Here is a 13,830-nt window from a genome sequence, read left to right on the forward strand (position 1 = left end):
ATGGCTTTTTTATTGCAAATTATTGATGTTAATTGCGTATTTCAGACTGAATTCTACGGTCTTTATTGATATAATAATTTTTCTTCTGACGATACATGTCAAGATCAGCACGTTTAAGCATATCGTCCATTTGCTCATTCAAGATATTGGTGGCAGAACCAATCGATATACTCATCGGTTGATTTGAATAAAACTGGTTATCGACCAATAACAACTCATTCAAACTTTGTAAACAGTTTTGCAGTGCTGCATCATCAGCACCCGGTAAAAGTATGACAAATTCATCACCGCCAATGCGCGAAGCAGAATAGGGCGTATGCTGAATAAGTTGGTTTAAAATGTTGCCCAGACGTCTGAGGATACTGTCACCAGCATCGTGCCCAATACTGTCATTGAGTTCTTTTAGTCCATTTAAATCAATAAAAATACAAGAAACAGGACGTAATTGATTGCGTTCGAGACGCTTGAGTTCTGCGATATAAAATGAACGATTATAGAGTTTGGTCAGTACGTCGTGCTTACCTAAATACTCAAGATAATTTTCAGCCTTTTTACGTGCGGTAATATCGGTTAATGCAACCTGCACGGTGCTCCAGTCGTCGAGATAATCGGGAAATACAGTAAATTGTAGTAAGACGTGGCGAATACTGCCATCAAGTGCATAATTTATAGCTTCACGTTGATGATGTAAATTACCGTTCCAAAGTTCAATCAGTTGTTCTTTAAAAGTTTGAAGCATTTCTTTGGCAAATACTTTATGTACATTTTTGAGCAATATTTCTTTATTCGGAGCGCCAAATAAATCAAGGGTGGCCTGATTAACGTCAACGATCAATATTTCCTTAATACACTCTTGTACAAAATCGGGGTGAACATCCAAAAATGTCACAAAATCTTCTATACCTAAAGCGCGAAGCTGATCTAATTTTATTTTAACCCGGCTGAAATCTTCTACCCAAAGAGAGGTTGGCGAATAATGGAAACGCGCTTCCGCTAAATGACGACTTTGTTCTTGTAAACGGCAAGCTTCGGTATAAGATGTGATATCTTCAGTTGTAATTAAGACTGCTGATAAATCCTGCTCATGATTTGGTAGGACGATGCCTTTGAGTTGAATGTCTAAACGTTGCCCACTGAGTGTATAGTTTACGGCAGAATGGGAAAAATGTGTTTCCCCATTCCATAATGCAACCAATTCTCTAATATGTGTTTGACACATCTCCGCCTGAAAAACGAGATCAAGGTTTTGACATAAATGTTCAATATTACGCGCTTGATACAGTTCTAACGTTTTTGTGTTGACCTGTAAGATTTTTATTTTTCTTGCACATTGCAGAATTCGTGATTCATCTTGTTGAAGAAAAGTGGAGAGATCCTGCACACCTTGCTGACGCCAGAGATCAAATTGTTTTTTGACTTCACTGTAATCTTCAAGCCACATGGCAATGGGGGATAGCTCAAAAAAAGGAGAATCTAGCATGTCTATTTTATGTGCTCGTCATTCTTCATGATAATTACAGCATGTAGTATAAGACGAAAAAAATGATATTAAAATAATGTGATATGTAAAATAAACTTTATTTTTAATGTGACTTGAGTCGCTAAAAGTCATTAATCCACCTTAGATAAAAAGCCAATGTAGACTTTGGCTTTTTTGGGGGAAATGAGGTGAAAATAGTCTTTAGCGGCTGGCTTTACGAGCTTTATTTTCAGGCTTTGGTGCAGCGATTTCACGTTCAGCTTTCCAAACATCAATAAAATCTTTTTCATTAATATTGTACAGTTCAAGTAGGGCTAAAATGACGCCGCCAAACATCATTGGGCCTTCTGAGTTGCTTTGAAACTCAAATATTTTCCCATTCAGGGCATGTAAAATATCTTCAATTTCAAAAATACGGTCACGACCATTGCTATCTGTCGGGTACATTTGGGTATTCAGCACAATTTTCGCAAGACTTTTTTCATTATCTGTTAAGGCCAGAACATCAACCAATTCATCTGCCGAAGGTGCAAAAATTACCGAGTCTTGAAAAATTGTATGTAGAAGTTTCGAAGTAAGTTTAGGTAAAGCTTTTTCAACGAAAGGACGGAATGAAATTGGAAAAATAACATTTCTGGAAATCCCCTTAAACATGGGAGCAATTTCTTCAACTTTATAGCCAGCGACACCACAGCCAATCGACGTAATGAAATATTTGGTCTTGGGATGATTCTTGGTATAGATTTTAAAATCATCAACATAATGTTGAATCTGAGACAATGGCATTTGTTGTAAATGCTCATTCATTGTTGGAATAGCAAAACTTTGACCAGCCCATCCACGACCAATACCATTCATTGCACCAAAATGCTCTAGGGCAGTACGCGCTGCACCGCCAGTATGTTGACCTGCCATATTGCTGCCAAAAACAAAAATAGTATCTTCGGGTAGGTTTTTAACAATACTTTCGTCATGATATTGGTAAGTCATAAGTTTGATCTGTGGCGTCCTTTTGTTCATGTTGCAGGTGAAATTTACATAGGTCAAGTATCAATAAGGGATAAATGAACGCTTTATTCCTGAGTTTTTTTAGAGCCAAGAGTTTCCTCAAGAAAAACATGCGAAATCAGGCGAATTATTTTTCAAACATGAGAAAAATCTGTGGGGGTATGTTGAGTTATAAATTTTCAGTCTGTACACGCCTCTGGTATTTACATAAATTTAGCGTTGTTTTGTGCAACTTTGCCCTCATAATAAAGCCATATAAAACTGTTGAAGAAGAGTGTGATGCAGGAACAGCCTTTTGAACTGGTAACACAATATCAGCCGGCAGGTGATCAGCCTCAAGCGATTGAGAAATTGGTGAAGGGGATTGAAAAAGGAATGCATGATCAGTTGCTCTTAGGGGTAACAGGTTCAGGTAAAACCTATACCATGGCAAATGTGATAGCACGCACGCAACGTCCAACGATTATTATGGCGCATAATAAAACTTTAGCTGCGCAGCTTTATGGCGAGTTTAAAGCCTTCTTTCCGCATAATGCCGTGGAATACTTCGTCAGTTATTATGACTATTATCAACCCGAAGCCTATGTTCCATCTTCAGATACTTTTATTGAAAAAGATTCATCGATTAATGATCATATCGACCAAATGCGTCTTTCGGCAACACGGGCATTGTTAGAGCGACGTGATGCAATTATCGTTGCGTCAGTTTCAGCTATTTATGGTCTGGGTGATCCCAATGCTTATATGAGTATGCTTCTGCATATCGTGGAAGGAGACCGTATTAGCCGTGATGATATCATCCGTCGTTTGGTGGAAATGCAATACACCCGAAATGAACTCGAATTTTTACGGGGCACATACCGTATTCGTGGTGAAATTATTGATATTTTTCCTGCTGAATCTGATCAAAATGCCATTCGAATAGAGTTATTTGATGATGAAGTTGATTCAGTTCGATGGTTTGATCCATTGACGGGCAGAATGGTCCGTAAAGTGCCACGGATTACGATTTACCCAAAAAGCCATTATGTAACACCTAAAGATAATTTACAGCGTGCAATTGGAACGATTCGTGAAGAACTCGCAGAACGACTAGGATTCTTTCGTGCAAATGATAAATTACTCGAAGCACAGCGTATCGAACAACGTACACGTTATGATTTAGAGATGATGCAGCAGCTTGGCTATACCAACGGTATTGAAAACTATTCACGCCACTTGTCTGGCCGTCCTTCTGGTGAAGCACCTCCGACTTTGTTTGATTATGTACCTGATGATGCTTTATTAATCATTGATGAATCGCACGTTACCGTACCGCAAATTGGGGCTATGTATAAAGGTGACCGTTCACGTAAAGAAAATTTGGTCAATTACGGTTTTCGTTTACCAAGTGCGCTTGATAACCGCCCAATGAAATTTGAAGAATGGGAGCGGATTATTCCTTCGACCATTTATGTCAGTGCAACGCCTGCACATTACGAAATGGAAAAGTCTGAACAAGTCGTTGAGCAAGTGGTTCGACCCACAGGTTTGGTCGACCCTGAAATTGAAATTCGTCCAGTGTTAACGCAAGTGGATGATGTATTGTCAGAAATTAATAATCGTAAAAACTTAAATGAGCGTGTATTGGTTACGACATTAACCAAACGTATGGCAGAAGATTTAACTTCATATTTGAAAGAATATGGTATTAAGGTCGCTTATTTACATTCTGATATTGACACTGTTGAACGAACTAAAATTATTCATGAATTGCGTTCAGGTGTATACGATGCAATTGTTGGGATTAACTTGCTGCGTGAAGGCTTAGATATGCCAGAGGTGTCTTTAGTCGCCATCTTAGATGCTGACAAAGAGGGGTTCTTACGTTCTGAGCGTTCTTTGATTCAAACCATTGGTCGTGCAGCGCGTAACTTAAACGGTAAAGCGATTTTATATGCAGATCGTATGACTGACTCAATGCAAAAAGCCATTGATGAAACGGATCGGCGTCGTAATTTACAAATCGCCTTTAACCTTGAACATGGCATTACGCCACGCAGTGCAGTGCGTCAAAACGTTAATGATATTGATACTGGTGAAGTGCTCACAGATGATGAAATCGATGCAAAAATTTCAGATCAGGCCAAGGCATTAACTGCAGATGAACGTCATTTGATGTCGGATCCAAAACTTCTGGCAAAACATATGAATAAGTTGGAAAAAGAAATGCTAAAAGCGTCTAAGGAATTACAGTTTGAACAAGCCGCTCGATTACGCGATGAAATCTTGCGTTTAAAAGCACAGATGATTTCATAATTTTGTTAGACAAGATGCGGAATATTGTTTGAATGACATACATAATTCAGACAAGAAAATGATTTTTAGAGCAATTTTTTCCGCTAGAGTGAAAACACGAGAGAAAGAATTACTTAATTTTCATCGAATGTTTTGCATCGAAATGAGGCATAAAAATGACAACAACGAATCTTCCGAAAGCTGGTTTTAAACTCGCAAAAATTGCACTTGGTGCAGCAGTGTTAATTGGTTTGGGTGCAGCCACAATGGCCTATGCACAGACGAAACCGTTACAGACTGTGGAAAAAGTCGAGCTCGATCGTTATTTAGGTATGTGGTATGAAGTAGCTCGTAAGCCTATGGTTTTTCAAAAAAGCTGTGACCGTGATGTGATTGCGGTTTACACGCTAAATGAAAATGGCAACATTAATGTAAATAATCGCTGTGTATCTAAAGATGGTACCAAGAAGCAATCAATAGGCGAGGCATTTGTACAAAATGCACCGTTTAACACGAAATTAAAAGTTAGTTTCTTACCAGAAGCCATTCGTTGGTTGCCTGTGGGGCGTGGTGATTATTGGGTACTCAAAGCCGATGAAGACTATCAAACAGTTTTGGTGGGTGAGCCACGTCGTAAATATATGTGGGTTCTTTCTCGTTCGGCTCATCCAGATCAGGAAGTGATTCAGGAATATCTAAATTATGCGCAATCTGTTGGTTATGATTTATCAGATATTATTCATACCAAGCAAACAGTGAAACCTAAAACCTAAATAATTGAACAAATGCTAAAAAACCATGCCTGTGCATGGTTTTTTATTTGCTAGAATGTCCATGCGAAAAGCTTGATTGATCAAGCAAAATATCAAGATTATGTAGTCATTTGGACTGGAGTGAAAGATGTATAAAGGCGTTGCATTGTCTGTATTGGCATCGGTCACTTTCGGTATTTTGTATTTCTTTACCATCTTTTTAAAACCTTTAGATAGCGAGCAAACTTTTGCATGGCGCATGTTGGCGACCTTGCCATTTTTAACCTTATTTATGTGGTGGATGAAAGATTTAAACAAAGTCAGTGAAATTTTTTGGCGTGTGGTCAAGCAACCGATCTTTCTCATTTGGTTAATCATTAGTTCATTTTTATGTACTACACAGCTTTGGTTGTTTTTGTGGGGGCCGATTAATGGCCGTGGACTAGAAGTTTCTTTGGGTTATTTTCTACTGCCTTTAGTGATGGTTCTGGTTGGATGTGTACTGTATAAAGAAAAGCTGTCTAAATGGCAGATGGCTGCCATGGCATTGGCAATTTTAGGGGTCGGCCACGAAATTTGGCGTATTGGCAGTATCGCGTGGGAAACTGTCTATGTCGCTGTGGCTTATCCGATTTATTTCTTTTTACGTCGTACCTTTAAAACCGATCATTTGGGTGGTTTTTGGTGGGATCTTTGCTTAATTTTGCCTGTAGCCTTTTATTTAGGATTTATTCATAGCGATAGTTTAGCGCTGATGTCGTTATTCCCGTATCTGATTTTTGCGGTTTTAGGACTGGGTTTTCTGAGTGCGCTTGGCTTAGGTAGCTATATGTTGGCGAGTCGTTATTTGCCATTTGTGATTTTTGGTTTGTTGAGTTATTTAGAACCCGTGTTGTTAGCTTTTGCATCCATCGCATTGGGGGAGCGAGTAGAAGCCGAAGAATGGCTGACCTATATTCCAATTTGGGGTGCGGTATTGTTATTGGTGATAGAAGGCGTCTTGCATCTGTTTAAACAAAAGCAAAATGAACGTGCGCTAGCTAAAAATGTAAAAGCATTAAATGATCGAATCGATTCTTAGACTGAAAATATTGGTACGGTAAATTGATCAGTTCACAATTAACACTTGCTGTTTTTTAAGAAAATCTTAAACTTAGAAAACTAAAACACGCCATGATTCAATTTATTGTTTAGGAAGAACAGTATTGAATGATGGTGTACAAAAAAATTTATTTTAGATAAAAATAAACTGAAATCGATAAAAGATTGATTAAAGAACCAAGATACAGGAAGCAGTCAGTGGTTGTCCCATTTCATCAAAGCGCTAAACTTTTACAGCTAGAGCCTGTGTTGGATCAGCATTGGCGGAGTATTGTATCTGAAGTATGCACTGATCTTGATCAATCCAATTTAGCACAGATACAGCAGGTGTTATCGCAAAAAGGTATTCGTTGGGAGTCTTCATCACAGTCGTATCAAAGAGATATACCGATGAATTTGGGCATGCTGATGAAAGTACTAAAATATGATGTCATGCGTGAGCATGCACAGTATTTGGCAATACAGCTCGAAGAACTTAGGATATTGACCCAGAGTATTCAAATTGCGCGAAAATTAGAAGAAAACCTACTCTATATCAATAAAATAGATGCAGAAGAAGATTTTGAATTACAGTATGAAAAAAATGTATTACATCAGCATTTCATTTTAAATGCCGCACAAATCATTCGTGAAATGGATTTGATTGCGCCGAGTGATGCACGTCAACTCACCGCTCTGCAAGTTAAAGTTTTCTTGATCGAAATTTTCTTAAAGTCACACGTGTTGGGGCAAGTGTTTGATGCTTCTATCCCGAAATCATCTGAGGTTTGGCAACATCCGATTTTTAAATACTATTTAAAGCGTGAACAAAAAACGCGATATCTACAAATCGTACAAACATCTGAGTTTATTTATATTTTGTCGCCTGATTTAGATTGGACGACGCAGTATTCAGCAACTCGGTTTTTATCGACAAAGCATAATGATGCCTTAGCAGACGACGTTTTTGATGGGGTGGCCATAGATTTAACTACTGCTTTAGAGAATCAGCAGATCGAACAATTAAAATTTCGAGTCTCAAAGTTGGCATCCATTGCAGGTTTTATACATTTAGATCTACAAAATTTAATGCAGCAACTACATACACGGGTAGATAAGCATCTACTTTTAATGCTGCATGTAGAGGATGCTACTCAATTAGCGACGGTTTTACCTGCTTTTGAGCAGCAGTTCAATACATTGATATTGAAGCCCTTACATCAGACTGTTCAATATCAACTGAGTGAGCAGATACAGCATGACTTTGTATTTTTCCATAGCATGCAAATATCTCAGAAGCTCATCACGAGTCTAAACGTCTTGAGTAGTTGCCCTAAGTTTGAGGCAAGTTTGGAGTTGAAGCGACTGCGACTTCAACTACAGGCTTGGCAGGTGCTTTTGTTGAAACGGCGTACGCACATTTTTCATGTTCAAAACGAAGATGATTGGGAGTTACATCATCAGCAGTCACAGCAAATTCATACGGCGTTGAAAGCGCTCTTGCAGCCGAACGAGGATCAACAGAAGATCTTTGCTAAAGACGTAATTGTAGAAAATACGGGTGCCCATGGCGCGCATGTTGGATTTTCCAAACGCATGACGAAAACAGGGGAGTATGAAAGCCTTGAAGCCGATGCTTTAAAAGCGCAGCAGCAAAAAAAGCGACAAACTTATATGCAGGTTTTAATGTTGCTAAAGGAACATGCGTCACAGCTCGTCAATCTCGATTTTGAGCCATGTGAAAATGCCTTAAAGGTGCAGTCTTTTAGTGATCAGAGATATTTTGCGATTAGTACTGGAGAGAATGGTTTAAATGCACTACCGAAAATATTAGAGCTGAGTGTAAATTTCTTTGATTTTAATTTGGAAAAGTTTGCTGAGAATCTGAAAAATTAACAGAATTTTAAATATTGATCTGACTTTAAAACTAATGTTAGGCAGTAACATTAGAGGCGTAATTTGATCCAAATAAAAGAACGATACTCGGTAATGTTATCCTCAATTGTCTAAGACAAGGTTATTTCTAATAAAAAATGTTTTTGCAATACTTTGAATAAATTGACAGTAGTGAACGAGTTTTGCGGTGAGGAGCATTGCTCCGCAAGATGGTTTCCTTATGAAGCACGCTTCTCATTTTGCCAAATGAGAAACAACGTTTCGTAAGAGTACCTCTAGCTGAAGGCTAAACCCTTTATTCAAACCTCAAATGTAAGACTCCGTCGAATAGTCTCAAAAATCATTTAAAAATGTGAAATTATTATTACGAGCTTAACATCAGTAAAAATACTATAAATTGAGCAAAATAAAAAACACCACAATTTGAAAAATATAAATATTCGTTTATCTTTGAGCTAAATATGCAGAGATCTGGTTGATAAAACTACATTTGAAATTTTGTGACAAAAATCTGCGAAAAAGCCGGTTTTTCAACTTTCGGCTATAAAATCATAATACTAATCATGATTATTTTGAAAATTGATAGTGAATATATAACAAAATAACCTTGTCGAAATCTGCTTTTAGATTCATTAATTTTCAGTTTTCCATTACAATTGTGGGGTTTTGAAATTTATGCTTAGATTTACAATTAATTAGAGGACGTATCTGTGAGCAAAGACACTATCGTTGCCCTACATGCAGAGCACCAAGGTCGCTGGAAAAACCGTGAAGAAATCGCGGAACGTATGATTGCCCTAGTGGGTCAGTTATATCGTGAAAAAAACATCGTAGCTACAGTATACGGTCGTTCTTTAATTAACCGTTCGGTTATCCAAATTCTTAAAGCGCATCGTCGTACTCGCGTACTTGACGTTGAACTTTCAGTTGTGAACACTTTCCCAATTCTTGAAGCTTTGGCGAAAATCGAAAACATCGGTACTGCTGAAATTGATCTTGGCAAACTTGCTGTTGAGTTCAAAGAAAAAGGCGGTGATGTTGACGCATTCGTTGCTGACGCTGTGAAATCACTTGAAGGCAATGCAACTAACGTTGAAAACCGTGATGTTGTACTTTACGGTTTCGGTCGTATTGGTCGTATCCTTGCACGTTTGATGATCAGCCAATCTGGTCTAGGTCGTGGTCTCAACCTTAAAGCAATCGTTGTTCGTAAATCATCTGACGGTGACTTAGAAAAACGTGCGTCTTTGTTACGTCGTGACTCTATTCATGGTCCATTCGCAGGTACGATTTCTGTTGATGAAGAAAACGAAGCAATCATTGCTAACGGTAACTTCATCAAAGTGATCTATGCGTCTAACCCATCTGAAGTTGATTACACTGCTTACGGTATTAACAATGCACTTGTAATCGATAACACAGGTAAATGGCGTGATTCTGAAGGTCTTGCACAGCACCTTAAATGCGCTGGCGCTGCACGTGTAATTCTAACTGCACCTGGTAAAGGTGATATGAAGAACGTTGTATATGGTGTGAACCAAGCAGACATCCTTGATGAAGATACAATCATCTCTGCTGCAAGCTGTACAACAAACGCGATCACACCAACACTTAAAGTGTTAAATGACAAGTACACAGTGATCAATGGTCACGTTGAAACAGTTCACTCGTTCACGAATGACCAGAACTTAATCGACAACTACCATAAAGCTGACCGTCGTGGCCGTGCTGCAACATTGAACATGGTTATTACTGAAACAGGTGCTGCTAAAGCTGTTGCTAAAGCACTTCCTGCTCTTCAAGGTAAATTGACTGGTAACTCAGTACGTGTACCTACTCCAAACGTATCTCTTGCAATTTTGAACCTTACTTTGGGTCAAGATGTTGACCGTGAAGAAGTGAATGAATACATTCGCCAAATTTCAATCAACTCTAACCTTCAAGGTCAAATCGGTTATACAAACTCAACTGAAGTTGTATCGTCTGACTTTATCGGTTCACGTACTGCAGGTGTGTTTGACGCTCAAGCGACAATCGCTTCTGGTAACCGTTTAACTGCTTATGTTTGGTACGATAATGAAGTGGGTTATAGCTGCCAAGTATTGCGTATTGCTGAGCAAATGGGCGGCGTAAGCTATCCAAAAGTTCCTGCTGAAACTAATGCTTAATTAGTTCATGCTGTAAAAAAGAGCCTCATTTGAGGCTCTTTTTTTATCTAAAGAGCAGGGGTAAAAACTTAAGGCATAGATGACGAATGGATTGATCAAAAGCATCAAAAGTTCTTGTTTTTTCTGCCACTGTTAGATGAGTGAGAGTCATTTATAATGAAAAGCTGACTAAAATATTCAAGTTTTAAGTTAATGAAATTATTAAAGAATTAAATACAAAAAATTGCAAACTGGTTTGTATAATGTGTTCAAAATGAGACTGTAAAAAATAAAAAGCAAAAGGAATTTAGTTTGCAAGCAAAGCACATGCTCAGTGGATTGGCATTTATTGTGTTTGCTGCGCTCTGTGGTGTACTTATCGCCATTTGGGTGTTTAAGCACTTTAATATTTATATCCCGCTAGAAAATCAGAACGTCAATATTGACCTGCAAGAGCCGTTACAAGCCGAAGTCAAAATTCATGATGCCTTGGATGTGGACGTGACAGGGAGGGTGAATGCTGAAATTCCGATACATGAAAATTTAAATATTCCCTTAACTCAAACGCTGACGCCACGGGTGTATTTTGATAATCAAGTCCCGATTAAGACCACGATTCCAGTGCGTGAAACTTTGAAAGTGAATCAAAACCTACCTGTGAATACCAAAGTGAAAGTTAAAGTCATGGGGCAGGATGTGACTTTGCCGCTCAAAGGTGATATCCCGATACAATTGGATATTCCAGTAAATATGAATGTGCCTTTGGAGCAAAAAGTACATTTAAAATTTGATGCGCCAGTCAAAACCGTGCTGAAAGAAAACCTACATATTCCACTAAATGCAAATTTAAAAACCAACATTCCTATTGAAGGTAATTTAAATGTTCCAATTAAGACGGCATTAAAAGCGACAGTGGATGTGCAAAATACGTTGCCGGTTCAAATTAAAAAGGGTGAATTAGTAATTCCACTAAAAACAATGCGACTCAACAGAGAGCATGCCAAAACTGAAGCGAAAGCTCAGGAGTAAGCCATGTGGATATTTCAATCGGCGAAGCGCATCATTTTGAGTTTTATCGCAGTTGCGTTATTGGTTGCGGTACTATTTTGGTTGTATTTAAATATTTATGCGTCGATGCAAGTACGTGCAAAAAATGCTGATATTCAATTGTCGCATTCACTACCCACCAAAATTTCCGTTGGTAATTATTTGCAAACGCAGTCTATTGGGACTCTGGATACGCAGATTGCTTTAGATCGGAAGCTGCAATTACCCTTAAAGGGAAAATATCTGGCAGATTTGCAATTTAGTGTAGAGGTTCCGATCTCAGTGGATATTGATTATTCCACCAATATTCAAATTAACCAGACGATGCCGCTTGAGGCGACCACAGATTTGGTGATTAAAAATAAACTCGTGCCGAAATTTCCCTTAAAAATGGACATTCCTGTCAAGTTAGATGTGCCTTTTCATTTGAAAAGAACCTATAACATTCCTATTCGAATTAATTTTAATGGTCCTGTGTATTTTGAGTTTAATGAAAAAGTCGATTTGCATGTGGTACATCAGTTTGCACCACAGCTAAAACTTAATGACCCGATGACCATGCGAAAAATTGCAACCTTTAATGCCACGATGTATAACGCAGAGCGTAATACCAAGGCAAATTTAGATATGAATATGGATTTGCCGATAAAAAATGTACATCCATAAGTTAGATTTAACTCAAAAAAAAGCCCAAATCAATTCGGGCTTTTTTGTTGGTTTGATCTTATTTTAAAGCAGCTTCAACAGCACTACGTAGAGAAGTGGTTGGGTGACCGAGTAACTGTTCCAAGTCCTTACGATCACTTTGCATTGCACCGTCAATGCTGTTGATATCAGCATCGACGATCACATCTACAAGACCAGCAGGTAAGCCAGCTTGTAATAGGCCTTGTGTGTAGTCTTCTGCAGTTAAATTTTGATAGTGAACATTTTGACCTGAAACTTGCTGTAGGGTTTCAGCAAGCTGTGCCAAGGTGAAACTGTCTGAGCTTGCAAGTTCATAGGTTTTATTCTCATGACCAGAGCTTGTAAGTACTTTTGCAGCTGCTTCAGCATAGTCAGCACGGGTCGCTGCATTAATTTTCCCATCCTTTGCTGCACCAAATAGGGTGCCTGTTTCAACCACATGTCCTGCAGCGGCAAGATAGTTTTCGACATACCAGTTATTTCGTAAGAAGGTGTAGGTTAAACCACTAGCTTGAATCAGACTTTCTGTTTCACGATGTTCTTGAGATAAACCCAATGGCGATGTATCAGCACGTAACAGGCTGGTATAAGCAAGATATGGAACTTTAGCATCTACTGCAGCATCAATTACGGCTTTGTGTTGTGGAGTACGACGACCAATTTCATTGGCAGAAATGAGTAATAATTTATCGACACCTTGTAGTGCAGGAACCAGTGTATCTGGTTGATCATAGTCAAAATGACGAAGTTCGATGCCTTGAGCTTGTAGAGATGCTGCTTTTTCTGGTGAGCGAACTAAAGCGATGATGTTTTCGGCCGCGGTTTCTTTCAATAAAAATTGAAGGACCAATTGGCCTAGTTGACCTGTTGCACCTGTAATTGCGATTTTCATATTTAAACCCTCTGATTGTTGAATAAATAATCTTGATGGTTGAATCTTAATCTGCTAACTTACTAAATGTAAGTACGTACCAAAAAGTAAGTTAGTGACTTTGAGGAAAGATTTAATGAACACATACGCTACAAGTAAATTATTAGGTCAAGTTTTATCCACGGACTGTCCTTCTCGAGAAATATTGGAACATCTCACCAATAAATGGTCAGTATTAGTTTTGCGTTGTTTGACTGAAGGGGTACACCGTTTTAGTGAACTTAGGCAGCGGATCGAAGGGGTGAGCGAAAAGATGCTGGCTCAAACGCTGAAAATGCTCGAGCAAGATGGTTTTATCTTACGGACAGTCTATCCAGTCGTGCCACCCAAAGTTGAATATCAACTGACTTTAATGGGCTCGCAGGCTGCAGAAAAATTAATGCATCTGATTGGTTGGGTTGAACGAACCTTGCCTGAAATTATTGAAGCCAAGGAAAATGCACGTAAATAGCTTTCAGAAATGGGGAGTGAAATTCGTTTGCCATTTATCAAAGGTATTTTGATGATGAGCTAAAGATTTTCGAG

The 13,830-nt window shown here is 38.6% G+C and carries 11 protein-coding genes; 8 read left to right on the forward strand and 3 right to left on the reverse strand.

All coding sequences use genetic code 11. The features are described 5' to 3' along the window. Positions 1–28: 28 nt before the first annotated feature. Entirely contained in the window at positions 29–1,486 is a 1,458-nt protein-coding gene (locus tag FTU75_RS02575) for a sensor domain-containing diguanylate cyclase (protein WP_180115164.1), read from the reverse strand. Positions 1,487–1,681: 195 nt separating this feature from the next. Continuing rightward, positions 1,682–2,470 carry a hypothetical protein gene (locus tag FTU75_RS02580; RefSeq protein ID WP_180023438.1) on the reverse strand — a complete coding sequence of 263 codons (789 nt, stop codon included), beginning with the start codon at positions 2,468–2,470 and terminating at the stop codon, positions 1,682–1,684. 294 nt (positions 2,471–2,764) lie between these two features. Here FTU75_RS02580 and uvrB point away from each other — a divergent pair, with 294 nt between their 5' ends. The 7 genes from uvrB to FTU75_RS02615 all read left to right on the forward strand — a co-directional run bounded on the left by uvrB (position 2,765) and on the right by FTU75_RS02615 (position 12,353). Then, the gene (gene uvrB / locus FTU75_RS02585; RefSeq protein ID WP_180115043.1) at positions 2,765–4,786 is read left to right on the forward strand and encodes an excinuclease ABC subunit UvrB; all 2,022 of its coding nucleotides are present in this window, start codon (positions 2,765–2,767) and stop codon (positions 4,784–4,786) included. A gap of 155 nt (positions 4,787–4,941) precedes the next feature. Then, complete coding sequence (locus FTU75_RS02590) at positions 4,942–5,538, forward strand: lipocalin family protein (RefSeq protein ID WP_111885539.1); 597 nt, start codon at positions 4,942–4,944, stop codon at positions 5,536–5,538. Between the two features lie 127 nt (positions 5,539–5,665). Then, positions 5,666–6,598, forward strand: coding sequence for an EamA family transporter RarD (gene rarD / locus FTU75_RS02595; protein WP_180115044.1), 933 nt, complete (start codon positions 5,666–5,668; stop codon positions 6,596–6,598). Between the two features lie 218 nt (positions 6,599–6,816). Then, positions 6,817–8,493 carry a hypothetical protein gene (locus tag FTU75_RS02600; RefSeq protein WP_180115045.1) on the forward strand — a complete coding sequence of 559 codons (1,677 nt, stop codon included), beginning with the start codon at positions 6,817–6,819 and terminating at the stop codon, positions 8,491–8,493. A 710-nt stretch (positions 8,494–9,203) separates the two neighbouring features. Beyond that, complete coding sequence (locus FTU75_RS02605) at positions 9,204–10,661, forward strand: glyceraldehyde-3-phosphate dehydrogenase (protein ID WP_111885541.1); 1,458 nt, start codon at positions 9,204–9,206, stop codon at positions 10,659–10,661. Between the two features lie 306 nt (positions 10,662–10,967). Beyond that, positions 10,968–11,669 (forward strand): MFS transporter, encoded by a 702-nt coding sequence (locus FTU75_RS02610; RefSeq protein ID WP_143221649.1) that lies wholly within the window; start codon positions 10,968–10,970, stop codon positions 11,667–11,669. A 3-nt stretch (positions 11,670–11,672) separates the two neighbouring features. Next, positions 11,673–12,353, forward strand: coding sequence for a hypothetical protein (locus FTU75_RS02615; RefSeq protein ID WP_078190209.1), 681 nt, complete (start codon positions 11,673–11,675; stop codon positions 12,351–12,353). 58 nt (positions 12,354–12,411) lie between these two features. On the opposite strand, the gene FTU75_RS02620 is transcribed toward FTU75_RS02615, so the two are convergent. Then, a complete protein-coding gene (locus FTU75_RS02620; protein ID WP_180115046.1) occupies positions 12,412–13,266 on the reverse strand; it encodes an SDR family oxidoreductase in 855 nt (284 codons plus the stop codon). A 115-nt stretch (positions 13,267–13,381) separates the two neighbouring features. On the opposite strand from FTU75_RS02620, the gene FTU75_RS02625 reads away from it, so the two are divergent. Further along, positions 13,382–13,756, forward strand: a complete 375-nt coding sequence (locus FTU75_RS02625; protein ID WP_180040486.1) for a helix-turn-helix domain-containing protein — start codon at positions 13,382–13,384, stop codon at positions 13,754–13,756. The last annotated feature ends 74 nt before the right edge of the window (positions 13,757–13,830 follow it).

It is taken from the genome of Acinetobacter sp. YH12140 (genome assembly GCF_013418475.1).
GTDB classification, from domain to species: Bacteria; Pseudomonadota; Gammaproteobacteria; order Pseudomonadales; family Moraxellaceae; genus Acinetobacter; species Acinetobacter amyesii.